Origin of the sequence: Prosthecobacter sp. (genome assembly GCF_044236155.1) — a bacterium.
Lineage (GTDB): Bacteria > Verrucomicrobiota > Verrucomicrobiia > Verrucomicrobiales > Verrucomicrobiaceae > Prosthecobacter.
In genome coordinates this window covers 59,331-84,830 of record NZ_JBIIHA010000012.1, presented here as the reverse complement: position 1 = coordinate 84,830, position 25,500 = coordinate 59,331, and the positions used below count along the sequence as shown (strand labels likewise).

The following is a 25,500-nucleotide window of genomic DNA, read 5'->3' as shown; positions in this document are numbered from 1 at the left end:
GCGGCGCATCGACGCGGTCGGCATGCTCACTTCACCGCACCCGCCACGGCGATGCCGATCTCCAGCGTCGGCTCCGTCGCGTCGTTCATCGGCGGCTCGGAAAAAATGCCGCCTGCGGATTTCAAATCGTTGCCGACTGACCATAATAGGCCGCGAGTGAGATTGTATTGCAGCGGAGCGCTGGTGTAAGGATCTATCGGCACGTCGAGGAGGTAGTTGAAGGCGCGCAGTTGCTCCAGCGTCGCAGGCAGCGTCTTTTTCTCCGCGATGCAGCGCCGGATCGCGAACAACGTGACGATAAGATTCCCCCGCGTGCGCACCAGATCTAGAAAGGCGGGCAGCGGCGTGTAGGTCTTCATGCGCCGCATGAAATACAGCCGGCCTTCCGAGTTCGGCTGGAGCGATCCTTCGACAGCGGGTGCATCTTTGAGGCGGATGTCGGATGTCTGCGCCAGCGGAGCCTTCGCATCGTCTTTCAACTGCCGGAACGCGGTCGCAAACAACCGCACGGTTTCATGCGGTTTGAAGAACAAACGTCCCGGCCTCTTCAACTGCGCGCCGCCCGGCATGGTGTCCGCCAGCTCCTTGCTCTCCGGACCGAGAATGAGCTTCTTTTCATGCACGTAGAACGCGTTCAGCGCGCTTAGCAGCATCTCGCGGGTGGGCTGGCACACGCTGAACTGGCGTTGAAACTGCCGCAGCGTCGCCTCCGGCAGTTTCGTCTGCCGCAGCAAGTCCGCGAGCGTCTGCGCGGCGAGCGTCTGGGCGTCCAGCGAACGCTGATAGCACGACGGCCACGCGTGAATCTGCTCCAACCTCCAGCCGATCTCCGCCAGGTCGATCGCCGCGGTGAACGCCTCCTCCTCCAATTGCCTGCGCGAGAGATATGCGGCCTCCACTTGCTTCAAAAGCAGCGCCTGATGCCAGCGCGCATCACCGCACACATCCTCCGCATGCCACGCGGAGTGATTCGGATGCCAGTCGGGATCTTCGAGCAAATCACGCAGATTGTCGAGCGCCGCGCCGTTCGACTGCACAATGCGCGAAAGCGTGGGCGTGTCCCACAGCCACGGCGGCCGGCCATTTGGCACCGCATTTTGGAACGAAGCCAGCGACGCGAGAAACTTCTTCAATTTCTCCGGCGTGCGGATCGTCTGCGCCTGGTCCACCGGCGGCCGGAACAGCAGGTCTTCGTCAAAACCAGGATTCTCGTCCTCGATGTAAATCCAGGCGATGAACACAAACGCCAGCAAGCCCATGCAGAGAATGATCAAAGTGCCCCACGATGCCTCGCGTTCCGTCGGCAGAGGCACTTGCCGCTGTGGCGAAGGCTGGCGGGAAGGCTGCGGAAAGGCTCTCGGCGCTGCCTCCACGGCCCGTGGCGAGGGCGTGTGTGCTTTCGTTGGAGACTCTGGTTCAGGTCTGCGGGCCGGAACAGTCTCATCGCCGCTCTCCTCGAATTTACGGCTCTTTTTCGCCGGAGGCGCGTCGTGCCATTCCTGGTCGAGCCCCCAGGGGGATGTCCACGCGCCACCGCCATCACCGCCACGCGCGGGTTTGCCAGCAGGAGTTTCTTTCGGCGTGTGGGGCCGGATCATGTGCCGCATTATGAACGCGGTTAGGTCCTGCGGCAACGTGCGTCATTTTTTCGTCGCTCGCGGCTCCTTCGCCTTCCCGCCGAAATATGGATACGCGTCCCAGACGTTCGTCGCGGGATCGACAGCGCGCGGATCATTCGTCTCGCGCATCCAGGCATCCACCTTGGCTCCGAGCTCGGCCTTCGCCTGCGCAAAACGCGGATCGGCGGCCAAATTCACGATTTGATCGGGATCGCTCTTCAAATCGTACAGCTCCTCGGCGGGGCGTTTGCCAAAGCTGATCTCAAAAAGTGGTTTCACCGCCGGATCATCCGCATGCGCCATCATGAACGCCTTCGTGCGCGAACCGTCGATGTCGCCATACGGCCCCACGGCAAAATACAGCTCCGGATCTCCCGCCGGCCAGCGCTCCGGACGCAGATTGCGCAGGTACAAAAACTCCGCCGTGCGGACTCCACGCACGGGATAGCTCAGATCACCCTTCCGCACATTGGCGTGCCGTTCGCGCTCGATGAAGACCACGTCTCGCTTCACGCCGGATGGTTTTCCGCAGAGAACATCCACAAAACTGCGCCCCGTCATCTCCGGCCACGCTTTGAGACCGGCCATCTCCAAAAACGTCGGTGCGAAGTCCGTCAACGAGATGAAATCATCCCTCACGGTCCCTGGCTTTACCTGTCGCGGCCAACGCACCGCCAGTGGCACGTGCGTGCCGTCGTCATAACAATGCGCGAGACCGTGCGGCATCTGCCATCCGTTGTCGCTGGTGCAAATCACGACCGTGTTATCCAGCTCGCCGTTTTGTTCGAGCAGCGCAATCGCATCGCCAAACGCGGCATCCATCAGCTCCACCTGCGCGAGATAATCCGCGATTTCTTCGCGCACCTCAGGCACATCGGGCAGCGCTGTCGGCACGCGCACCCGGGCCGGATCAATGCCGCGCTCTTTCCCCAGGCCTGCCTTCCACTTGTTCAGCGACGTGTGCGTCGATCCAAACCAGAAAAAGAATGGCTGCTTGTCCTTCCGAGCTTCCAAGTAACTCCCGAAGTCCTTGAACTCCGCGCCCACGGGATTCAACTCGCGTCCAAAGTCCTTGAAGTTGCCCGGCGACCATCCCTTGCCGGTAAACCCGACGTGCCAGCCCGCTTTGCTCAAGTCATCGCCAAACACCCGGAACTTGCGTGGGAACTTGCTCCACAAGCTCGCTGCATCTTCCAACTGATGCGCAGCACGGCCCGTGACGATGCATGAACGCGTCGGCGAGCACGAGGGCACCGGACAGAACGCATTCGTGAAACGCATGCCATCCCGGCATATGCGGTCAAACACCGGCGTACGCACCGCCTTGTCCCCATTCGCCCCCGCATGCTCGTAGGACCAGTTGTCGCCGATGAGCAGCAGGATGTTTGGCGGCGCGGCATGCAAAACACCCGGCAGAAGAAGGCACAGTAGCAGGCGAATCATGCTGCTGAAACGCCACGAGCGTCGAATTCTCACCGCCTGGCGATGAAACGATAACCTCCGAGCGGATGCACGCACGCTTCAACACGCCACTCGTCAGCCAGACCCAGCGCTTCTCTCAATTCATCACCGCGAAACCCGGCGCGGATGCTCACCTGCATGTCGTAGGCGGTGATGTGGTTGAGCTCGGCCAGCCAGCAGAAGAAACGGCCCAGCCAGGTGTGAATACGCTGCCGCGCCGGTTCAGCGGCCAGAATCAGCCGCGTTTTCGATGAGATGCGGCTGCCGAGCACGCGCAGTTGCTCGTCGCGGAAGTGATGCAGAATCAGATTGGCCACCAGCACCTCGCTGTCAGGCAGTGGATGCTGAAAAAAATCACCCTGAGTCCATGCGGCCTCTGACGGCCAGCGTGACGGACGAGCGGCGAGATCAAACGCGTGCAAATCCTTGGCTTCGCAAATCCCGCGTTCTTTGAACCGCAGCGACAACGCGCCATCTCCCGCGCCGATCTCGGTGATGCGCCATCCGGGCTGGTGCCAGCGCCGCAGCATGCGCTCCATCCAGCGATGATTTCCCATCACCGCGTTCACCAGCAGGAGATCTTCACGTCCGCAGATCGCATCAGGATGATCCTCGGGGTAGATTTCCAGCAGCTCCTGCTCGATGACACGCGCGCGCATGGCGCTGTGTTGCACGTTTGGCGGCCGGAAGGCAAGCAAAGGCAGCGTGGCGAGCCTCACGACGAGACTTTTTCCCACAGCTTCGCCGGCACGCGCTTCACCGTGTTGTAAGGAATCGTCAGCATCGCGAAGTACGGGCCGATGCGGCGGGAAAGCGGGCCTTTGAACAAGCACTCGCGCATGAAGACATCGCGCAGCCAGGACTGGATGCGTCCGGTGCGGGTGCCGAGCCACATGCCGCGCGCGGCACGAGCGGTGGCGGCGTTTGAGGCGCTGTGGCGGCAGCGGTCATATGCTTCGAGCAAGGGCAGCGCGGGCTGGCTGCGTTGCTCGATGGCGAGCAGCGCCTCGGCGAGGAATTCGGCGTCCGCCCAGCCGGTGTTCATGCCCTGGCCGCCGATGGGGCTCATCAGATGCGCGGCATCGCCGCAGAGAATGACACGCCCGTCGTGATACTGCTCGGTCTGCATCCAGCGGGGCGAAAACGGGCTCTGGTTTTGCTGATCCTCGGCGGGCAGATCAAGACCGGTGCGCTTGCGCACGATGTCGCTGATGAAGCCGCGTTTCGTTTCTGGCATGGCTTGCTTGGTCTGCACAATCCAGCGGCGGCGGCCTTCGGGCAGAGGAAAAGACTCCACCGCGCCATCCTGCGTGAACCACAGATGCGCGTCATCCCCGAGCGCGGTGTGGTCGATGAAATCGCCCATGAGGAAATGGCAGCCATAGGGCGCGCCCTTGCCGCGCATCTTGATCAGCTCACGCACGCGGCTCTTGTGCCCGTCGCAGCCGACGAGCCAGCGGGCGGTCGTGGTGAAGTTGGCACCGCTCAGCGTCACCAGTTCGGCATCCTGCTCGATCTGCGTGATCTCCATCCCGCGATGCAGCGTGACATTCGGCATCGTGGCGATCTTTGACTCCAGCAACGAGAGCGTTATCTGCTGCGGCAGCGAGAGGATATAACGATGCGCGCCCGGAATCTCACGAAACGACGCGCAACCGAGATAACCCGACTGCCCATGCACATGACAATCGCGAATCGGCACGCCGCGACGGACAAACTCCTCATCAAGGCCGAGACGCGCGAGGATTTCCAACGACGGCGGCGTGATGCCGATGGCCTGCGAATGCATGAGCGGCTCGGTGCGCTTGTCCACGATGAGCACTCGCAGTCCCTTCTGCCCCAACAGCCCAGCGAGCAGCAAACCGACCGGTCCCGCACCGACGATGGCGATATCATGATCCGTGGGTTTCATGGTGGGAGACTTGATGGAGCGCACTTTGGCCGGAAACCAATACGACACGCGCTGCCGATAGCGTGCATACGCCGCTCCATACCAGCGCAGGTAGCGGCGTTCTTTGATAACCGGCGCCAGCACACAGTAGGCGCTCCAGGTGATGGCGATGAACAGATGATCCAGCGTCCACACCGGCGCGGTCCAGAGGATCAGCGTGAAGGACGAGTAAATCGGCTGCCGGCTGTGGCGAAACATGCCCGTGCGCGCAAACGGCTGATAAACCGGACGCTGTCCGCTCCACACCGAGCGCCAGCCGACACTGCCGATCTGCGTGCCAAGTCCCGCGTCGCTCATCGACTTCGCCAGCAGCAGCCAGGAGATGGCATACAGCGTCGTCAGCACGTTGTTGATCCAGCCTTCCGGCGCGGCCCAGACCACGTTCGAGGGCGACCACAGCAGAAACACCGCCAGCAGTTGCAGCGAGGCGAGGCCGGCGAACACCGTCGTCGAAAGATCGCGGCCAAGGTTCAGCGGCGCGAGTTTCGTCATGAAGCGCCTGCCTTTGTCCGACAGCAGCAGCGAGTGCCCCACGGCAAACTGCGCCACGAGCAGCACATCATCCATCACCGCCGCCCAGCCATGCAGATGCAGCAGCCCAAACGACAAACCGCGATACAGGCTGACAAACATCACCACGATGGAGGCCAGGAACAGCGCATGACTCAGCAAGCCATAACCCAGAGCTACCCAGCGCTGCGCAGGTGTGTAAAGCGGCGTTGATGTTGCATGCATGGCATCAAGCGGTGACGCCGCTGGAGAGTGTTTGTGCCGCCTGAGCCTCGGCCGAAGGCACCGTGCAGCCCAGACGCTCCAGCACGGCCGTTTCGACCGTGAGGCCGGGGCCGAAGGCCATCGCGCAGGTCATCGCCGGTTCGCTCTCGGCTTCATCAAGCAGCTCTTTGAGCACAAACAGGATCGTGGCGCTGCTCATGTTGCCGTAATCACGCAAAATCGAGCGCGAGGCGTCCAGCGCTTCAGGTTTCAGCGCCAGGCTCTGCTGCACCTTGTCCAAGATCGCGCGTCCGCCGGGATGCACCGCCCATTCGTCGATCTTGTCGAAAGCGAGATTCTGCCGTTGCAACACGCCGCCGAGCAAGGCGCGAATGTTGGCCCCGATGATGTCCGGGACATAGCTGGAAAGCACGATGTTGAAACCTTCATCGCCGATCTCCCAAGCCATCTCCTGCTCGCTGGATGCCACGAGCGCGGATTCAAAGCCATGCAGGCGGTACGCGGCGCTACGTGGTTCCGGCACGCGGGCGCTCACGATGGCCGCCGCCGCGCCATCGGCAAACAGGGAGTTCGCGAGGATGGAATCCGGCGCGTCATTCACCTGCATGTGCAGCGTGCAAAGCTCCAGGCACACTACGAGCACCACGGCGTTGGCATCCGCTTCACAAAACTGCGCCGCCATGCGCAGCGAGGGAAACGCTGCGTAGCAGCCCATGAAGCCCAGCGTGTAGCGCTGCACGTCCTCGCGCAGGCCCAGCTCACGGATGATGTGATAATCCGGCCCCGGATTCGCAAAACCGGTGCAGGAGGTGAACACGATGTGCGTGACATCCTGCGCGGTGAATCCCGGCGCGTCTTGCAAAGCCTGCCGCGCGACGGCGACGGCCAGCTTGCGCGACTCACGCGCATAGCACGCGTTGCGCGCCCCGGTGCCCGGTGAGATCAGCGTGCCGTCCTCCACCGTGCGAAACAGCGCCGCCTCGGCATCTTCGACGAAGTCACCCGTGACGCTGTGCCGCGTCTCGATGCCGCTGCGGTTGTAGATCGCGTGGATCAAACGTTTGGTCTTGGGATCACTGGTCCAGCTTTTCAGGCGGTCACGCGTGTAGGCCTGGCTGTAAGTGTAGCCCGGCGTCCGGGTGGCTATGTGGTGGATGTAGGCGGACATGAGAATTCAGTTTCGAGTAAGTGTAACCGACGCATGAACCTTCACACCATCCCCTACGCGGATGAATATGAGCACCGTGGGGACGCTAATGCCGCTGGCCTTCATGGAGACGGGGAAATCAAGATCGAAGGTCGCCTTGTTACCGCTGAGCTTCCAGTTTGAGATCGTGCCGGTGACGTTTTGCGGCGTGCCGAGCAGATTCAGCTCGATCGGCAGCTTCGTTGGCGTGCCCGCGGCAGCCACCTCGGAAAACTTCGCGTCGATCTTGCCGACGATCAGCGGGTGATCGGCCACCTTCATGGCCTTGCGCATGTTTTCATCGCGTTTCGCCTCCTCGGTGACCATCTCGGCGGCTTTGACCGTGACGGTGGAGACGATGCGCTGCGGTTTGTCGCCATTCATGGTGACTTGCGCCTTGAAAGGCTGGGCGGAGACTTTGCCGCCCCAGTCATGAAGCGTGGAGGTTCCGTCAAACCTGATCTGGCTGCTACCAGACCAGGTGGAAACATCTGCAAAGAGGCACGAAGCCAGCAGCCCGTAACAACAAAGAAAACGAATGCTCATGTAGGCAGCAAAAATACATGCAGCCAACCACTTGGAACCCAATATCCACCCTGATACGCAATCTCATTTCATTTCCTGTGGGACACTGCTACGAATTTGTGCATGTCGTCATCCCAACACTGGAAATCCATCGTGCTGCGCCTCTGGCGTGTGGCGTTGCTGGCGGTGGCGGTGATCGCGATCCGGCGCACGCAGCAGACGGAGATGCTGGAGATGACCGTGGAGCGTGTGCGGGACTTTTTTCCCGCGGCGGCCGTTTTGACATCGCAAAGCGGCATGCAGGTCGTGAAGGACGCGTCCGGCATCACGCTCGGTCATGTGATGCAGACCTCACCCGAGGCGGATGACATCATCGGTTACTCGGGGCCGACGAACACGCTCATCGCGCTCGACTCGCGCGGCAAAGTGCTCGGCCTGCGCATCCTGCACAGCGCTGACACGACGGATCATGTGGCGGAGGTGGTGGGCGAGCGCTCGTTCTTCAAGCAGTTCACCGGCAAAAAGGCCACCGAGGCGGCGGGAATGAAGGTGGACGCGGTTTCGGGCGCGACATTGACCAGCAGCGCGATCGCGGAAGGTGTTTTGCGTCGTCTCGGCAAGAGCGCGACGACCTCGCTGCGGTTTCCTGATGCGATCACACTCGATGAAGTGCAGAAACTGGAACCAAAGGCCGTGAAACTGCGCGAATCGAAAACGCATCCGGGTTCGCAGGAAGTTCTCGATGCGAATGGCAACGTGATCGCGCTCGCCGTGCGCACGGCACCGGCTGCGGATGGAATCGTGGGCTACAAAGGACCGAGCGACACGTTCATGCTGATGGATGCGGGAGGTTCGAAGCTGCGAGGCCTGGCTTTGCGCCGCAGCTATGACACGGAGGTCTATGTTGGCTATGTGACAGGTGATCCGGCGTTTTTGAAGACGTTTGACGGCATGGCTCTGGAGCAGATCGCGAACATCGACTTTGCGAAAGCGGGTGTGGAAGGCGTTTCCGGCGCGACGCAAACGAGCTATGGTGTGGCGGAGGGCGTGCGTGTGCGCGCACAGTCGCTGTTGAAGGAAAAGGAGGCGAAACGCGGCTGGTGGACGCGGATTCGGTGGCGCTGGCAGGACACCGGGCATGTAACGGTGATTCTGGCGGCATTGGTGATGGCGTTCACGCGACTGCGTGGCATCGCGTGGGGCCGTCATGCGCACCATGTGCTGCTGGTGATCTACGGCGGCTTCATCGCGGGCGAATTGCTCTCGCAGGGATTGCTCGCGGGCTGGGCGGCGCATGGCACGCCGTGGCGAAATGCATCCGGGCTGGTGTTGTTGACCGCCGTGGCATTGCTGGGGCCGGTTTTCACGAGCAAACAGCTCTATTGTCATCACATCTGCCCGCACGGGGCCCTGCAGCAGCTTTTGGCGCGACGACTGCGGTTTCAATGGTCGCCTTCCAAACAGGTGGAGCGTGCTCTGACGAAGATGCCGTTCGTTTTGCTCGCATTTGTGCTGAGCAGTGTGGCGTTCGCGCTGCCGGTGGATCTGAACGCGCTGGAGCCGTTCGACGCGTATGTGTTTCGCGTGGCCGGATGGGCCAGCATCGTGATCGCGGTGGCCGGCGTGATCTGGTCGCTGGTGACGCCGCTGGCCTACTGCCGCTATGGCTGCCCGACGGGGGCGTTGTTCAAGCTGCTGCGTTTCACGGGTGATGCGGATCGTTTTGGCATGCGGGACTGGCTGGCCGCGGCATGTGTCGCAGCCGTTCTTCTCTTTGCTCCTGGCTGAAACCCGGCTACCAACAGGCTGCGCATGTCCATCATCTCCACCTTAGAGTCCAAGTTCGGCCGCTTCGCCATTCCAGGTCTGGTGCAGATCATCGCGATCTTGCAGATCATCGTGTTCCTCATGCTTTACGCGGGGCCGGCGGAGATGAAAACAGGCGCGCTGCTGGCGGTGATGCCGCAGGCGGAAAAAATCTACGCGGGGCAGGTCTGGCTGCTGCTTTCGCATGTGCTGGTGCCGCCGTTCAGCAGCCCGTTCGCATGCCTGCTGACCTCCTGGTTCACATTGTGGCTTGGGCGTGTGCTGGAGGACGCCTGGGGGGCGTTTCGTGTGAATCTTTATGTGATCTGGCTGGTGCTAAGCCTGGGTGTGTGGAGCCTGTTCTTCGGCTTCCCGCTGTCGAGCTATTGGCTGCTGAACACCCTGCTCTTCGCCGTGGCGGCGCTGATCCCGAACGAGGAGATCCTGCTGTTCTTCATCATCCCGGTGAAGATGAAATGGATCGCGCTTCTGGACGCGGCGGCGATGTTTTTCATGTTCCTGGGGTCTCCATCGGCGATTTTTCTGATCGTGTTTGCGAACCTGAACTTCCTGGCGGCGTTCGGCCCGCACTTCCTGAAGATATGGATGCAGCGGGGGAAAGTGGCGGCGCGACGCAGCCGTTTCGAGTCGGCGCAACTGCCGCAGGACGCGTTTTTCCACCAGTGCTCGGTCTGCAAAAAGACGGAGATCGACAATCCGCATCTGGAGTTCCGCGTGCTGGACTCGGGCGATGAAATCTGCGGCGAATGCCGCGCGAAACGCAACGGAGGTTGAGCGCCGTGGACGATCCGCTGGCCGACGCGTTCCTGGAGTTCATGAGTTCGGAGCGGCGCTCGTCAGAACGCACGCTGACGAACTACGAACTCGCGCTGCGGCAGTTCCGCGAGTGGCGGGAGCCGTTCAAAGGCTGGGACAAGCTCACGGCGGATGACTTCCGCGCGTTCTTGTTCGACCTGATGAAGAAAGAACGCGGGCGCGCGACGATCCGGCTGCAGTTCGCGGCGCTACGCAGTTTTTTCAAATGGCTGACGCGTCGGCGCGGCTGGAAGACGAATCCGCTGCTGGAGGTGCAACTGCCCAAGCGCGAGAAAAAACTGCCCGTGGTGCTGACGGTGGCACAGATCGAGCAGATGCTGAACCTGCCGCTGACGATGGAGAAGTCGAAACGCGACGCGGTGTGGGCCCCCGAGCGTGACGTGGCGATCCTGGAGCTGTTTTACAGCACGGGCATGCGTCTGAGTGAGCTGGTGGCGCTGAATGTGGAGGACATCGACACTTACACTGAGACGGTGCGAGTTTTCGGCAAGGGCAGCAAGGAACGCCTCTGCCCGGTGGGCAGCGCAGCGCTGGAGGCGGTGCAGCGCTACCGCGCGAAGGCCGGTGTGCATGGCGGGGCGTTGTTTCTGAGCAAGCTGCGCCGGCGCATCACAACGCAGGCGGTGGACGACGTGGTGAAGAAATACTGGCGCGCCTCAGGGCTTCCGATTCACCTCACACCGCACAAGCTGCGGCACAGCTTCGCCACGCATCTGCTGAACAACGGCGCGGACCTGCGCAGCGTGCAGGAGCTGCTGGGTCATGCGAGCCTATCGACGACGCAGATCTACACGCACGTCTCAACGCAGCGGATGAAGGAAGTTTATGAGAAATCCCATCCGAGAGCGTGATCACTTCACCTTCACCCATTCGGCGATCGGCTGAGGCGTGTGCGCAGGCGCTTCGAGGGCGGTGGTGAAGGTGATGCAGAGGCTCTGCGGACCTTTGGCCTCCGGAACGGAGGCCCTGAGCACATTGATCTTGGTGAGGTCGCGGGCCTGTGGATTCGGATTGGCCGGCTCCGGCGGCTTGGCGCTGGTGAAGGTGGCGCTGGCGGGGGAGACGATGGTGGCCAGGAGTGTTTTGCCTCCTTTGGTCAGTTTGGCCGTTTTGCCATCGACGGCGATCTCAGCGTCGGTCTGCATGTTCCAGTTGAGCGTCTTGCTGTTCTTCACCTGCAGATCGTCCTGGATAACGACATAGGGCGTCGCGCCGCGCACGACCATGACGCCGCGATGCACGTCCTTCGCGTCTTTCGAGTAGGCTTTCGTCATGTCGATCACAGCCGAGCCGCGCTCCGGCGTGGAGGCACCGATGAGAACGCCAGCGCGGGCCTCGAGATCCTGATTCTCGTCAAACATCAGGGTGTTCTGGCCTGCGGTGCCCGCGAGGTAATAACCGAAGCGTTTGGTGCGGTCGGCACCCGGTTTGACCTCATAACCGGCGACACGGTCGCCTTCCATTCCCAGTTCGATGCCCCAGCGCTGGCCGCCGGCTTCGAGCACGAAGCTGCCAATGTCGAGTTGGGCGGTATGGTCCTCGTTCTCGCCACCTTTGACGGCGATGAAGTAGTCGTCCTTGGTCCAGCCGGAACGGGAGGTGGCGACGAAGCCGCCGGGCTGCGCGTAGTCGAGCGAGTCGGCGGTGCCGTCTCCGGCGGCGTGCGGGTTGTAGTAAAGGAAGTTGCCGACCAGCGGTCCGAAGTAGTTGGAAGCGACGCCTTGCTTGCCGACGGCGGCGACGGCGCGAATGCCGGGATTGCCATGCTGGCCGCAGAGCCAGGTGGCGACCCAAGGACGATTGGAGGCGGCGCCTTTGCTGTCGCCAAAATTAAACAGTTGTCCGGTGGGCCCGACAAGGTGCATGCGCGCGACGCCGAACTGCGGGATGCCTTCCAGCAGGCTGATGCCGAAATCGCGGCCTGCGGCGGATTTGAGCGTCTGCGAGAGCATGGCGACATAATCCATCACTTCCTCTCCGGCTTGCAAACCACCGGGCCAGACGCCGCCGGGGGCGAAGCGTGTGATGCCTTTGCCAAAAACCTTCGCGCCTGCGTCGGCGGCTTTTTTCGCGACGGCAGGCTCGTCGTCCACGAGGCAGACAGCGGCGATCAAGAGCGCGGTGGCGGCGGCCATTTGCTTGCTGTCAGGAGGGGATTTCCCGTCGTCTTTGGCAGGCGCTTTTTTGGGAGCCGCCTTGGCTTTGGGAGCAGCGGTCTGGCCGCCGGAGGTGCCTTTGGCAGTCTCGGGGATCTCGTCGCCTTCCAGGTGGGCAATGAGCGCCTCGATGCCTTTTTGCGTGAGGTAGGTGCGGATTTCGGTCTTCTGCTGCGCATTGAGGGCGCTGTAAAACCAGTCGTAACCGAGGCTGGTGGCCACGACCATGTCCGCCACGTTGTCCACGAGCTCAGGATGCCAGTCGCGGAAGGCGACCTTGTCGGTGAGGGAGATGACTTCCTGCGCGCCTTTGTCCAGCCACTTCAAGTCACCGTCGCAGAAGTGCAGCGCGCCGACGAGGGCGATGCGGTAGATGGCCTTCGGTCCTTCACCGCCGGTGTCGCCGTTGATGCGGGTGAGGCCAGGGTCTTGCAGCAGGTCTTCGCCGGAGGCCTTCAGCGCGTCCATCATCTTCGTCAGCACCGGATCGGCGGCGATCTGGGTCTTCAGGAAGCCCCAGCTCGCTGCGTTGTGGATGAGACGGGGACGTGTTTTGGCGATGCCGCTGAGGTAATCATTCGCGGCGGGTGCCTTGAAGGCAGAGGCGGGGATGATTTTGATCGCAGGACGGGGCGGGGCGGGCTTGCTGGCCACGGCGGGTGCCTTGCCCTTCGGAGCGGCGGCTGGAGGCGCCGCGGCAGGCGGTGTTCCGGCTGGAGTCGCCGGCATCGGCGTGGCCGGGGCGGCAGGAGCGGCCTGCATGGCGGCGTAGCGTGCCTTTGCGTATTCAAAATCGGCCGGGATGAGGCTGGCGATGGGCACATCAAATTCTTTGCCGTCCTTCATCTTGATCTTCACGGTCTTCGCGACCGCGTCCACGGAGACAAAGGTGGCCTCGACCTGCTTGCCGGCGGTGTTTGTCCACATGCGATACTCCTCCGCGACCTGGGCACGGAGACTGGGAGCGATGAACAGGCCGGCGGCGGCCAGGTTGAGGAAACGCGTGGTGGTTTTCATGACGGGATTCGGATTGCGGTTAAAGCAGCGCCTTGCAGTTTGATGGTCAAGCCTAAACGCAGGTGGAAGGCCGCAGTTTTGCGGATTCGACGCGAGTTTACGCACCTGTGACCAATGCCAGCCGGAAACGCCCGTCGTAACGGCCCCCCGCGTGCCGGTTGCAGCAGTGTAGGCAGGCGGTCGGACGGCGGAACTTCCGCACGCGATGCACGACCGTCCGGCAGGCCGGGCAGGCGTAGGCGAGCTTCCGCTCCACCGCTTTGCGCGGCAGCGGCAGGCGATGGTGCGCCTTCTCACCGGCGATGCCGAGATCCACGCATGCCTGGCGCCATTCACGGCCGTGCGGCTCGATGCGGCGGCGCCCGCTGCGATGGTAGGCGATCAAATGCGCCAGCTCATGCTTCAGCGTGCGCTCCACCTGTCCTTCAAAGTCGCGCAGCAGAGGATTCAGCTCGATTTCCCACTTCGGATAACGCGCATAGCCCGCCGTGCTGCGCAGACGCGCATTCCACGTCACCGTGACAAGTCTCGCGCCGCCCGGCAGCTCCAGGGCGAGCAGCCACTCGCGCGCCAGAGCCTCCAAATCATCATCGCGGCCCTCCAGCGCGGCTTCTTCGCCCGATTCCGGCGGTTCCACCGGCTCGAGATCACGGACCGACTGGAACGGCGTCCAGACCGGCGATGCCGTGAAGTCGAAGCAGAGCTGGGAAAAATCACGCATGCGTCACTTCTTCTTTTTCTCCTTCACCTGATGCGACTGCTCGCCGAGCGCATAAAGCATGTCCGGCGGCACGGATTCGAGGATGAACACATTCGCGCCGATGGTGCTGCGGGCGCCGATGACTGTGTCGCCACCGACAATCGTCGCGTTCGCATACACGGTGACGTGATCCTCGAGCGTCGGATGACGTTTCTTGCCTCGCAGCGCCTGCCCGGCGGCCAATGAGCGCGCCACGAGGCCCACGCCTTGATACAGCTTCACATGATTGCCCAGCGTCGCCGTCTCGCCGATCACCACACCGGTGCCGTGGTCGATGAAGAAATGCGTGCCGATCTCCGCGCCGGGATGGATGTCGATGCCCGTGCGGCCATGCGCCCACTCCGTCATCATGCGCGGGATGAGCGGCACGTTTTCTTTGTAAAGCACATGCGCCGTGCGCTGGATCGCGATCGCCTCCAGGCCCGGATAGGCCAGAATGATCTCCTCAAAGCTGCGGGCGGCAGGATCGCCCTCAAACGCGGCCTCCACATCGGTTTGCAACAACGCGCGCACCTTCGGAAGCTCCAGCATGAAGCGGCACACGAGGCCCTCGCTGTCTGCTTGATGCGAATCGCCGTTCAGACGCACCGTGCGGCGCACCTCGACATTCATACGCTGACGGATGCCCGCGACGAGCTCATGCGTCATGAGCTGCAGCTCGTCCGACGTCACCGCCTCCTCGGAGAAGAAGCCGGGAAACAGGATTTGCAGCAAATCCTCGCACAACGCCGCGATCGCGTGCTTCGACGGCAGATTTCCGCAATCGACATGATTGATACCCCCGACCTCGTGATACGAGGCCATGAGGCTTTTAACGATCTCATCCTGGCGGCAGTCCTTCAAAGTGCGCCAGCGATACCGCGTGGCAGAATGGTTTCAAGCACGGGCGTGCGGTGAATGCTGTGAATAAGTTGGCGCGGCTCAATATTTCATCACCGCGCTTGTGTTTCCGGCAACGGGCCGCGTATGTTTGGGCTTCACGCTGCTTTCATGATGAATCACCGCCTGCTCCTCCCGTTCCTCGCCTTCGCCATCCTGCCGCCAGTCATGGCGCAACCGGCTCCGGAAACCGCCACGGCCAGTCAGGCGATCGATGTGGCCTCGGGAGCCTGGGACGGGGTGGTGAACATCGATGTCTCGGTGCTCTTCCCGGACTACCGCGAGCCGTGGAATGCCGGACAGCCGAGCGGCGGCAGCGGCACGGGCTTTTTGATCGGGAAGAACCGCTTTTTGACGAACGCGCACGTCGTGAGCAATGCCACGCGCATTTTGATCCGCACCAGCAACGACCCTGAGCCGCATCCCGCGAAGATTGTCCACATCGCGCATGATTGTGACCTGGCGCTGATCGAGGCGGAGGACGCGAAGCACTTTGAAAAGCTCACGCCGCTCGATTTCGGCGGCATCCCGCAGCTCAACACGGAGGTGATTGCCATCGGCTATCCCATCGGCGGTGATCGTATCTCCGTGACACGCGGCGTCGTTTCGCGCATCGACTTCCGCCCCTACAGTCACACGAGCGTGGACTCGCATCTCGCCATCCAGGTGGACGCGGCGATCAATCCCGGCAACTCCGGCGGTCCTGTGATGCAGGGCGGGAAAGTCGTCGGCGTGGCCTTCCAGGGCTTCAGCGGCCGTGTGGCGCAGAATGTCGGCTACATGATCCCGGTGCCCGTGATCAAGCGCTTCCTCAAAGACGTGGAGGACGGCCGTTATGACCACTACGTCGATCTCGCCGCGAGTGATTTCCCCATCGAAAATCCAGCACAGGCCAAGGCACTCGGTATCAATGGCGACGGCATCGGCGTCATGGTCGGGGATGTGGAGCCCGCAGGCAGCGTGGGCGAGATTTTGAAGGTCGGCGACGTCATCCTGAGCATTGATGACAACCCCGTGCTCAACAACGGCCTCGTCCGCTTCGAGGGCGAGCTGATGGACATGAACGAGATCGTCGAGCGCAAGTTCGCGGGCGACACCATCAAGCTGGCCTTCCAACGCGACGGCAAAAAGCAGGAGGCCACCGTGAAGCTGAAGCGCTTCGACCCCTACGTCCGCCTCGGCGCGCAGTACAATCAGCGCCCGCGCTACATCGTGCATGCCGGCGTCGTCTTCCAGCCGCTGGACCGCAACCTGATGGACGCGCACCAGATCCGCGACAGCACGGTGAACTACGTTTTTGACAACTTCCTCACCGACAAGCTCTATGTCGAACGCCCCGAGCCGGTGGTGCTCACCAACGTGCTGCCGGACGAGGTGAACACCTGGCTCACGCCCTACGCGCACAGCATCGTCGATGAGATCAACGGTGTGAAAATCCAGTCTCTCAAGGACGTGCAGACCGCGCTCGCGAAAAAGGACAAGCCCTTCATCGAAATCCGTCTGCTGGAGAAAAACCGGCCGCTCGTGCTCAAGCGCGAACTCGCCGAGACCGCCCACGCGCGCATCATGCAGACCTACAACATCCCCGCCGACGCCTACCTGGGCGATGAATAGCCGCCTCTCCGCCCGCTGAACCCTTTGTCACGAGACTCCATGAAGCTCCTTCCGTTTTTCCTCCTGTTCACGACCTGCGCCGTCTCCTTGCAGGCGCAGACACCCGCCGCCGAGACTCCCAAAAAGAAACGTGCCGCCCCGCCCGCTGAAAGTGGCGGCGCGTCACGTCCCGCAGGTCAAAACAGCTCGCTGGTGAAGGTGAACGCCACCTCGCAGGCCTACAATCTGCATCTGCCCTGGCAGAAGGAGTCCCCCTCCGGCCGCAGAGGTCTCGGCGTCGTGCTGGCGGGCAACCGCGTGCTCGTCACCGCGCAGATGGCCGCGGACGCCACCTACATCGAGCTCGAGCTGCCGGAGAGCGGCCAGAAAATCCCCGCGAAGGTCGTGGCGGTCGATTACGAGGCAAATCTCGCGCTCCTGGAGGCACCGCCCTCCGACAAGCAGAAGACGTTCTTCGCCGGACTGAAGCCGATGAGCATCGACACCTCCGCGCGCATCAAGGACAGCGTCGAGGTGCTGCAAACCGGCCGCGTGGGCGAGCTGATCACCAGCCCCCTGACGATCAACAAGGTGCTCACCCGCCGCTACATCGTCGATGGCTCGAACTTCCTCGTCTATGAGACCACCGGTATCGTGCGCAGCGAGGCAAACAGCTTCACCCTGCCCGTGGTGAAGGGGGACAAGCTCGTCGGCCTGCTGCTCAGCTACGACTCGAAGAACCAGGTCACCACCATCCTGCCCGCGCCCATCATCGAGCATTTCCTGCAGGATGTGAGTGATGGCAGCTACGAGGGCTTCCCCGGCCTCGGCATGGAGATGCAATCCACCCAGGACGAGCAGTTCCGCGAGTACCTGGGCCTCAAACCGGATGCGCCCGGCGTGCTCATCTCCGCCGTGGTCAAAGGCGGCTCCGCCGAGAAGACCGGCATGAAAAAAGGCGACGTGCTCGTCTCCATCAACGGCTTCAGCATCGACACCCGCGGCGACTACAAAGACCCGCAATACGGCCCGCTCAGCTCCAGCCACCTCGTGCGCGGACGAGCCTATGTCGGCGACAATGTGGAGATCAAAGTCCTGCGAGAGGGAAAAGAAGTCACGCTGAAAGGCCAGCTCTCACGCCGCAGTCCGGACGAGCATCTCGTGCTGCCTTACCTGTTCGACAAAGGTCCGCGCTATGTTCTCATGGGCGGCATGCTCTTCCAGGAGTTGTCCCGCCCATATCTCGACTCCTTCGGCGAGGAGCAGCGCGGCGGCGCCATCCTGCGCCTGGCACGCATCGCCACGCATCCGGACAAATACGAGGAGGCCGGCCGCAAAAAGCTCGTCTTCCTCAGCATGGTGCTGCCCACCCCGAGCGCCCAGGGCTATGACAAGCTCGGCGGCCAGGTCATCAACAAGGTCAACGGCAAGGCCATCAACGACCTCAACGATCTGGCCGAGGCCTTCAAAAACGCCAAGGACACCTGGCATGTCATCGAACTCGACGACTTCCCGCACATCCTCTACCTCGACACCTTCAACGCCGAGCGCGACAACATGCGCCTCCTCAGCGGCGCCTACCGCATCGGCAGCCTGAAGCGGCTGGAGTAAGCCGTCACGGAGCTCAGCGGAGCAATCCCTCCAGTTCTTGGCATTCTTTCTCTTCCAGGAGTTTGTCGCGCCCAGCCACGGCAAGCTGCTCTCGAGCGGCCTCGTTCTTTCCACCGATCATGAGGAAGAGGATGTGATTCCTCGTGACCAGCTTCAGTGACTCCTTGTCGGTGTCGGAGAGAGATTGGGTGCGTAGCGCGTCCATTTTGCGGAAAATTGCCTCCACCTTCTTCTGCGTGGCCCTGGATTGGTTCTCCCGCAGATAAGTCACCGCTTTTTGATTCAGCAGACCCAGATCATCCGGCTTTTCCTTGAGGCAGTCGTCCAGCATCTTATGCGCCTCTGGCCAGGCTTCCAGCATCGACATCGCGCCAGCACACATGCGCCGGGTTTGCAGATTGGGCATGAGGGCCAGCTGTGTCTGCATGAGGGCTACGGCGGCTGGCTTGTTCTCCTTGGTGCCGGGCATGCCCATGCAGGCCATCGCAAGCATCTTCTGGGTTCGCAGGCGGAATGGGTCGAGCTTGATGGCCCGAAGGAGAAGCTCCATGTGCTCCGGCCCGCGCTGCCGGAGCATGCTCATCGCACACTCCATCATGAACGCGGCTTCTGCGGCATGCGCCGCACGCAGGCTCTCATCGGCGGCGGCCATGTCGAGGAGGTGCTTCAGAGTGCGTCCCAGGATCTCATCACGCGTTTTCGATGGCCGCTGCTGATCGCGCATCACATGCATTCCATCACCCACCAGCGCAATGAGCAACACCGCGCCCATGGACTCGGGATCATCAGAGGCCAAATCCAGTGCCGCGGCAAGAAGCTCGTCGTTTCGAAAAACCGAAAACATGTATTCCATCATCGCCATGTGCATCCTGCCCTCGAAGTTCTGAAAGGTGTCATCCGCGCCACGCTTCGACGCAAGCATCATCCTGGTCTGCTGCAGGGGCAGAAAGTTCAGAAGGCCCACCGCTTTCAGGAAGACCGTCAAATCACGTTTTTCGTGCGCCAGCTTGAGCAGAGCGACCACCTCGCGGCGCAAACCATCCTGCTGCTTCAGCCACACATTCCGCTCCTCGTCGGTCAAGGCATGAGCAAACAGGGCCTGGTAGAGCTCCTGAACATCCCTGGCCTTTTCATCCATGCTGATCTCACGACGCAGCACCGCAGACTCGAAGGCAAGATCCACTCTTCTGTCGAGCATGGCATACGAGGCCAGCAATTGCTGTGAATCGAGCTTTAGCGCGGTTTTCAGCGTGGCGAACTTCTCCGCGCCCCAGTCCAGCGCGACTCCGAGCATCGCATGCGCCAGAGCATTCTTCGGCTCACGTGAAATGAACGCCCGTGCAGCACCGATGGCACGCTCCTCGCACATCTGCTCCTTGTCCTTCCACTTCAGGTGCCGGGCTGACTGCGCCATCTCCAGCCACCGCCACACTTCCGCCGCATCTTTCGCCGACGCATGCTCCTGGTCATGGTAGCGCTGCAAATGGCCGATCTCGCTATCATCGAAAATCGCCCCGCGGACTCCAGTAATGGAGCTGTTGAAACCGGCCTGCGCGTTCACCAGCGTCAGCTTCGACGCGAGCCACCTTGGGCGGTCTCCTTCATCGGGCTTTACAGGGGAAGGAAGAGCCAGGATTTCCTCCACGCGCCGCACCAGCCCCTCTGCCTCGGCGTGCTCTGACTTGAATCGCTCTTCGATCTTTGCAGCCGTCTCGCGAATGAGGGCATTGAGCTCGTCCTTGGGGAAAACGAACTCCTCCACTCCTTCCTCAGCGCTGAGGAGCGAGAAAGCCAACAGCAAACTCAGTAGAGCCAGGGGGAATCGCATGGCCCGATCATTCAGGCTCCGGCAGTTCTTGGCAAGAACTTCACTTAACCGCGCCCACCAGCGTCTGGAGCCGGGACACCTGCGCCTGGAGCAGTGCGATCTCCGCCTCGATTTTTCGGCGCCAGTCATCATCAGCGGCCTTCTCCGCCATCACGGGAGCTTCAGCCGCGCTGATGACCATCGAGGAAGCAGGCGTGCCTGCCACCTCGCCGCAAAAGAGATGCATGAACTGCGCCACACGTTGTCCCGGCCCTGCGGGGATGCACTGCACCAGCGGTCCTTCCTTGTAGCCGATCAATTCCGCCAGCGTGTTCTCCACGGACGGCATGTCGGGAAACTCATGCAGCCGCTCGGTGCGCTGCCGCAGCTCGCCCGCGGTCTGCGGACCACGCAGCAGCAGCAGGCACAGCAACGCCATGTGCGGGCGCTCCAGGCCGGGAAGCCTGCCTTTCATGTTGTGGCGGTATTTCAGAGCCCTGCCGCCCACGATGTTCACCTCAAAGGCATAGCCGTGAGATTTCATCGACTCCAGCGCCCGCAGCACGGTGCGCTCGTCGTAGCGCACGATGGGGTCGCGGTTCGTCGTCTGGTTGCAGGCGGTGACGAGCGCGTTCAGCGTCATCGGATAGTAATCCGGCAGCGTGATCTCCTTTTCGATCAAGCAGCCGAGCACACGCGCCTCCTCGGATGAAAGGGTGAAGAGGATGGCTGGCGTGGCGGATTCTGCGGACATGCGTGCGTCGATGATGCCGCGCACGGAGATGGGCGCAACTTTCTCTGAATAGCCCGTGAAGTCTCCCGTCGAAGCCAGCACCTATGAAAAGGAAACTCCTCCCCGCCCTCGGTGCGCTCCTTCTCGCCACCAGCCTCACCTCCTGCTACGTCTATGATGATCCGCTGACCTGGGGCGCCCCCTGCCCCGCGCCGGTGTATCGTCCGGGCTTTTGTCCCAGCCCTGTGCTCTATCCACGCCCCGTCGTTTATCCGACACGCGGTTTCGGCGGCTATTCGCACTGCGCTCCCCGGCCTCCGGTTTGCAATGGCGGATTCGGCCGTGTGCATCACGGCTGGCATTGATCGACCTCGGGCAGCACGCGCTGTGCAGGCCGGTCAACCAGGCCGTGATTCCACCGGAATCATCCGCCACTCGCCCTCCGCGAGATCAGCCAGCGCGTGCGGGCCAAAGCGCTCGCGATGCAGCTTCTCCACATGCCATCCCTGGCTGGCGAACATGCGCCTGACCTGATGATAGCGGCCTTCCGTGATCGTGAGACGCGCTGTTCTCGCTGAAACGATTTCCAGTTTCGCTGGCAGACACGGCTTGTCCTCGCTGCGCAGCATCAAATCGCCTCGCGCAAAGATTTCGACGAGTTGTGGATCAAGATCACGGTCGAGTTCGGCCAGATAAACCTTCTCCACCTCGGCTTTGGGTGATGTGAAACGATGCACGAGGCTGCCGATGTCGGTGACGAGCAGCAAGCCGCTGGTTTCCTTGTCGAGTCGGCCCACGCTCGTCACCGCCGGGTTGCGCCGTAGCCACTGATCCGGCAGCAGCTCGTAAATCGTCGGTCCTTCGCCATCGCCATGCGTGCAAACGTAGCCCACCGGCTTGTGCAGCATCGCGAGCAAGCCATCCGGCGCGTCAAGCGGTTCGCCATCGAGCGTGATGGCGTGTGGATCGACCTTTTGATCCGCTTTGGTCAAAACAACATCGTTCTGCCTCACACGACCCGCTTTCACCAACGCCACGGCCTCACGGCGCGAGCAGTAGCCGAGAGAGGAGAGCAGTTGGTCGAGGCGGCGCATGAGATTTGGCAAAGCAGCGCGGATGCTGCATGCTCGCCGCGTCATGTCATCCACGATTTGCATCATCGGCGGCTGCAACGGCGCGGGAAAGTCCACGCTGGCGCGTGAGCTCCTGCCGCGTCTGGGCATCGGGCGCTTCCTGAACGCGGATTTGATCGCAAAGGGCCTCTCGCCGGTGAATCCGGAGCTGGTGGCCTTTGCGGCGGGCCGTCGGCTTTTGGAGGAAGCGGCTGCTCTCATCGACACGAAAAGCAGTTTCGCCATCGAATCGACCCTCAGCGGCAAAACCTATGTGAAACTGCTGCGGGAGGCGAAGGAACGCGGCTATCATGTGGTGCTGCACTACCTCATGATCGGCTCGGCCACGCAGGCGGTGGAGCGTGTGCGCCTGCGTGTGCTCACCGGCGGCCACCACGTGCCGGAGGACGACATCCGCCGCCGGTTTCAGCGCAGTGTGCGGCACTTTCTCGACGACTATCTGCCCCTTGCCGATGAATGGGGCTTGTGGGACAATGCAGTGTCTCCAGTACAAAAAGTCGCTAGCAGCGCCACGCACACCACTGAGCAAGCACGTGCAATGATTGCCAACTCCCACCTTCAAGAGGCCACTGCCGCGCCCAGTTCGTCGATGGACGAGATCGTACTCGAAGCGAGTCGCGTGGCCACGGCGAAGATGCTCGACCTGTATGAGCGCATGGGCATCAAGGTGACGCCGGAGATGACGCTGGCGCCGGATTCACCGCCGCCAGCTTTCAAGCCGTTCGAGTTTTGGTGAAGTGCGGACGAGGGTGTCCGCGCTCCGTTATCCAATCAGCTTCCGCGCCTCGGCGAGAGCCGCATCGACCTTGCTGACATCCTTGCCGCCGCCGCGGGCGAAATCCGGCTTTCCGCCGCCTTTGCCGCCGACGAGGGGGGCGATGGTTTGGATGATCTTGCCGGCCTGGACTTTGGACTGGTGCTCTTTGCCGACGTTGGCCATGAGGGTGACGTTTCCGCCACCGGTGGCGGCGAGGACGATGATGCCGGTGAATTGAGACTTGAGGGCGTCGTTGACGGCCATGGCGTAATCGGCATCGACGTCGCCAAGGTGGGCGATGAGGGCGTTGCCTTCGGCGGTGGCGAGGAGGTCTTTCGCTTTGCCGCTGGCTTCGCGCTGCTGGGCGGCTTTGAGGGCTTTTTCGAGCTCTTTTTGCTGCGTGAGGATCTGGTCGAGCTTCTTCTCGAGGTCGGCGGTGCCTTGGGCGCTGACTTTGCCGGCGAGGAGCTTGAGGAGGTCGGCGTCGGCTTTGGCGGCGTTGTAGGCTTCGAGGCCGGCGATGGCTTCGATGCGGCGCACGCCGGCGGCGACGGCGCCTTCGCCGACGAGGCGGAAGAGGCCGATTTCACCGGTGTGGCGGGTGTGGGTGCCGCCGCAGAGTTCCATGCTCCAACCATCGAGCTTGTGCGGCTGGCCGCCGATCTGCACGACGCGGACGAGGTCGCCGTATTTTTCGCCAAAGAGGGCCATGATGCCGTTGTTGGCCTTCGCTTCGACGTAGGGCACTTCGCTCCAGGAGACGGGATCATTGGCGACGATGCGCTCGTTCACGAGGCGCTCGATGTCGGCGAGCTGCTGCGGGGTGAGCGCGGCGCTGTTGAAGTCGAAGGTGAGCTTGTCCGGCGTGACGGAGGAGCCTTTCTGCGTGGCGTCCTTGCTGACGACCTCGTGCAGCGCCCAGTGCAAAATGTGCGTGACGGTGTGGTGACGCTCGATGGCGTGACGGCGCGGCGCATCGACGGCGAGCTTCACGGTGGCATCGACGGGCGGGGCTTCGTCGCCGCCGAGGAAGTGGAGCCAGGTGTTGCCGACCTTGGTGGTGGCGGTGATGGGATAAGTGTTCGCGCCAAGGATGAGCTGGCCGGCGTCGCCAATCTGGCCGCCCATTTCGGCGTAGCAGGTGGAGACATCGAGCACGACGGCGGTCTTGTCCTTCATCTCGACGACTTCGAGAACCTTCACGTCGGCTTCGAGGTTGTCGTAACCGATGAACTTGGTCGGGGCCTTCGTTTCGATTTCGGAGACGGAGACCACTTGTTTGTTCTTCTTCCCGGCTTCACGAGCGCGTTCGCGTTGTTCTTCCATTAACTTATCGAAGACTCCGATCTCGACGGTCAGTCCGCGTTCACGCGCCATGAGTTCGGTAAGGTCGAGCGGGAAGCCGTACGTGTCGTAGAGCAGGAAAGCGTCTTTGCCGGAAATCATTCGATGGAGTTTTCCTTCCGAGGAAAGTCCGACTGTGTAACCACGGAGTTCGATGAGCGATTTCTCGTCAACGGTAAGTAGCGTTGCGCCTTCAGATGGGATCGGGCGAAGTTTTTCATTAAACCGTTCAATGAACTCCACAATATCTTCAAAGATCGCTATCCCGCGATCCAGCGTCCGGTTAAACGCCTCCTCCTCGATCTTCAGCACGCTCTTGATCTGCTCCTTCTTCACGCGCAGCTCGGGGAAGACATCGCCCATCTGGGCGGCGAGGACATCGACGAGCTTGTAGAAGAAGGGCTCTTTGAAGTCGAGGGTGCGGCCGTATTTCACGGCGCGGCGCAGGATGCGGCGGAGGGTGTAGTTGCGGTCGCTGTTGCCGGGCTGGATGCCATCGGCGATGGCGAAGCTGAGCGTGCGGATGTGGTCGGCGATGACGCGGAAGGCGACGTCGATCTTTTCCTGCTCGGTGACGGGCACGACGTGGCCCTGCTCGTTGGCCTTGGGCAGCGTGCTGGCGTAGGTTTTGCCGGACATCTTGGTCAGCTCGTCAAAGATGGGGCGGAAGACGTCGGTGTCGTAGTTGCTGACCTTCGCGTTTTCGAAGTCGGTGAAGTTTTTTGTGCCCTGGATGATGGAGCAGACGCGCTCGAAGCCCATGCCGGTATCGACGTGCTTCGCAGGGAGCGGCTCGAAGGTGCCCTCAGGCGTGGCGTTGTATTGGATGAAGACGTTGTTCCAGATCTCGATGCAGCTGGCGTCGCTGCCGTTGACGAGCTTGCGGCCTTCACGCTGGCGGTCCTCGTCGAGATTTGGGGCGCCGGGGGTGAGGTCGATGTGGATTTCGGTGCAGGGGCCGCAGGGGCCGGTGTCGCCCATCATCCAGAAGTTGTCCTTCTTGTTGCCGTTGACGATGTGGATGTCGGGATCGAGGCCGATGCTGCGGAATTTTTCCGCCCAGATGTCCCAGGCCTCCTGGTCGCGGTCAGCGGGGTCGCCCTTTGATTTGTCGGGCTGGTAAATGGTGGCATAGACGCGGGTGGGCGGGAATTTCCAGCGCTCGATGACGAGCTCCCAGGCCCAGGAGATGGCCTCTTTTTTGAAGTAGTCGCCAAAGGACCAGTTCCCCAGCATCTCGAAGAGGGTGTGGTGGTAGGTGTCGAGGCCGACGTCCTCAAGGTCGTTGTGCTTGCCGCCGGCGCGGATGCACTTCTGCGTGTCCGCGGCGCGGGTGGGCAGGCCTTTGTGCAGGACGCCGGGCCAAGTATCCACGTCCGCGCTGCGCTCGCCGAGGAAGATGGGGACGAACTGGTTCATGCCCGCGTTCGTGAAGATGCGCGCGCCGTCGCGGCTGGTGTAGCCGACGTTGTCGCTGGGCACGATGGTGTGCTGCTTCTCCTTGAAGAAGTCGAGGAAGGAGGCGCGGATTTCGGCGGCGGTGGGGATCTTGGACATGGGAATGACGAATGACGAACGCAGGGTCCGGAA

At 62.1% G+C, this 25,500-nt stretch carries 20 protein-coding genes; 7 read left to right on the top strand and 13 right to left on the bottom strand.

All coding sequences use genetic code 11. The annotated features are described in order from the left end of the window. Window positions 1–26: 26 nt before the first annotated feature. The 6 genes from ACILSE_RS12325 to ACILSE_RS12300 are packed head-to-tail and all read right to left on the bottom strand — an operon-like array spanning window position 27 to window position 7,498. The gene (locus ACILSE_RS12325; protein WP_395717699.1) at window positions 27–1,598 is read right to left on the bottom strand and encodes a hypothetical protein; all 1,572 of its coding nucleotides are present in this window, start codon (window positions 1,596–1,598) and stop codon (window positions 27–29) included. A gap of 42 nt (window positions 1,599–1,640) precedes the next feature. Then, window positions 1,641–3,062, bottom strand: coding sequence for a sulfatase (locus tag ACILSE_RS12320; protein ID WP_395717698.1), 1,422 nt, complete (start codon window positions 3,060–3,062; stop codon window positions 1,641–1,643). Between the two features lie 29 nt (window positions 3,063–3,091). Continuing rightward, window positions 3,092–3,739: a hypothetical protein gene (locus ACILSE_RS12315; RefSeq protein WP_395717697.1), complete on the bottom strand. Its 648-nt coding sequence runs from the start codon at window positions 3,737–3,739 to the stop codon at window positions 3,092–3,094. A 56-nt stretch (window positions 3,740–3,795) separates the two neighbouring features. Further along, window positions 3,796–5,766 (bottom strand): FAD-dependent monooxygenase, encoded by a 1,971-nt coding sequence (locus ACILSE_RS12310; protein WP_395717696.1) that lies wholly within the window; start codon window positions 5,764–5,766, stop codon window positions 3,796–3,798. 4 nt (window positions 5,767–5,770) lie between these two features. Beyond that, the gene (locus ACILSE_RS12305; protein WP_395717695.1) at window positions 5,771–6,934 is read right to left on the bottom strand and encodes a type III polyketide synthase; all 1,164 of its coding nucleotides are present in this window, start codon (window positions 6,932–6,934) and stop codon (window positions 5,771–5,773) included. A gap of 6 nt (window positions 6,935–6,940) precedes the next feature. Next, window positions 6,941–7,498, bottom strand: a complete 558-nt coding sequence (locus ACILSE_RS12300) for a YceI family protein (RefSeq protein WP_395717694.1) — start codon at window positions 7,496–7,498, stop codon at window positions 6,941–6,943. Window positions 7,499–7,600: 102 nt separating this feature from the next. Here ACILSE_RS12300 and ACILSE_RS12295 point away from each other — a divergent pair, with 102 nt between their 5' ends. From ACILSE_RS12295 to xerA, 3 genes are read left to right on the top strand one after another with little or no spacing between them, the layout of a single operon-like run. Continuing rightward, window positions 7,601–9,265 (top strand): FMN-binding protein, encoded by a 1,665-nt coding sequence (locus tag ACILSE_RS12295; protein ID WP_395717693.1) that lies wholly within the window; start codon window positions 7,601–7,603, stop codon window positions 9,263–9,265. A gap of 24 nt (window positions 9,266–9,289) precedes the next feature. Continuing rightward, the gene (locus ACILSE_RS12290; RefSeq protein WP_395717692.1) at window positions 9,290–10,078 is read left to right on the top strand and encodes a hypothetical protein; all 789 of its coding nucleotides are present in this window, start codon (window positions 9,290–9,292) and stop codon (window positions 10,076–10,078) included. Beyond that, on the top strand, window positions 10,051–10,971 hold the full coding sequence (xerA, locus tag ACILSE_RS12285) for a site-specific tyrosine recombinase/integron integrase (protein WP_395717691.1): 921 nt from the start codon (window positions 10,051–10,053) through the stop codon (window positions 10,969–10,971). Before ACILSE_RS12290 ends, xerA begins: the two co-directional genes overlap by 28 nt. Here the strand turns inward: xerA and ACILSE_RS12280 are convergent, their stop codons facing one another. From ACILSE_RS12280 to epsC, 3 genes are all read right to left on the bottom strand, one after another. Further along, a complete protein-coding gene (locus ACILSE_RS12280; RefSeq protein ID WP_395717690.1) occupies window positions 10,972–13,293 on the bottom strand; it encodes a heparinase II/III family protein in 2,322 nt (773 codons plus the stop codon). A gap of 97 nt (window positions 13,294–13,390) precedes the next feature. Next, window positions 13,391–14,014, bottom strand: a complete 624-nt coding sequence (locus ACILSE_RS12275; protein ID WP_395717689.1) for a SprT-like domain-containing protein — start codon at window positions 14,012–14,014, stop codon at window positions 13,391–13,393. A gap of 3 nt (window positions 14,015–14,017) precedes the next feature. Beyond that, window positions 14,018–14,896, bottom strand: coding sequence for a serine O-acetyltransferase EpsC (epsC, locus tag ACILSE_RS12270; RefSeq protein ID WP_395717688.1), 879 nt, complete (start codon window positions 14,894–14,896; stop codon window positions 14,018–14,020). Window positions 14,897–15,043: 147 nt separating this feature from the next. Here epsC and ACILSE_RS12265 point away from each other — a divergent pair, with 147 nt between their 5' ends. Beyond that, window positions 15,044–16,546, top strand: coding sequence for a PDZ domain-containing protein (locus ACILSE_RS12265; protein WP_395717687.1), 1,503 nt, complete (start codon window positions 15,044–15,046; stop codon window positions 16,544–16,546). Window positions 16,547–16,585: 39 nt separating this feature from the next. Then, complete coding sequence (locus tag ACILSE_RS12260) at window positions 16,586–18,136, top strand: PDZ domain-containing protein (protein WP_395717686.1); 1,551 nt, start codon at window positions 16,586–16,588, stop codon at window positions 18,134–18,136. A 13-nt stretch (window positions 18,137–18,149) separates the two neighbouring features. On the opposite strand, the gene ACILSE_RS12255 is transcribed toward ACILSE_RS12260, so the two are convergent. After that, window positions 18,150–19,964, bottom strand: coding sequence for a hypothetical protein (locus ACILSE_RS12255; protein WP_395717685.1), 1,815 nt, complete (start codon window positions 19,962–19,964; stop codon window positions 18,150–18,152). Window positions 19,965–20,004: 40 nt separating this feature from the next. Further along, window positions 20,005–20,697 (bottom strand): YceH family protein, encoded by a 693-nt coding sequence (locus ACILSE_RS12250; RefSeq protein WP_395717684.1) that lies wholly within the window; start codon window positions 20,695–20,697, stop codon window positions 20,005–20,007. Window positions 20,698–20,780: 83 nt separating this feature from the next. Here ACILSE_RS12250 and ACILSE_RS12245 point away from each other — a divergent pair, with 83 nt between their 5' ends. Then, window positions 20,781–21,041, top strand: a complete 261-nt coding sequence (locus ACILSE_RS12245; RefSeq protein ID WP_395717683.1) for a hypothetical protein — start codon at window positions 20,781–20,783, stop codon at window positions 21,039–21,041. A 33-nt stretch (window positions 21,042–21,074) separates the two neighbouring features. On the opposite strand, the gene ACILSE_RS12240 is transcribed toward ACILSE_RS12245, so the two are convergent. Beyond that, on the bottom strand, window positions 21,075–21,770 hold the full coding sequence (locus tag ACILSE_RS12240) for a pseudouridine synthase (RefSeq protein WP_395717682.1): 696 nt from the start codon (window positions 21,768–21,770) through the stop codon (window positions 21,075–21,077). A gap of 43 nt (window positions 21,771–21,813) precedes the next feature. On the opposite strand from ACILSE_RS12240, the gene ACILSE_RS12235 reads away from it, so the two are divergent. After that, a complete protein-coding gene (locus tag ACILSE_RS12235; RefSeq protein ID WP_395717681.1) occupies window positions 21,814–22,545 on the top strand; it encodes a zeta toxin family protein in 732 nt (243 codons plus the stop codon). Window positions 22,546–22,572: 27 nt separating this feature from the next. On the opposite strand, the gene ACILSE_RS12230 is transcribed toward ACILSE_RS12235, so the two are convergent. Then, window positions 22,573–25,467 (bottom strand): alanine--tRNA ligase, encoded by a 2,895-nt coding sequence (locus ACILSE_RS12230; RefSeq protein ID WP_395717680.1) that lies wholly within the window; start codon window positions 25,465–25,467, stop codon window positions 22,573–22,575. Window positions 25,468–25,500 lie beyond the last annotated feature (33 nt).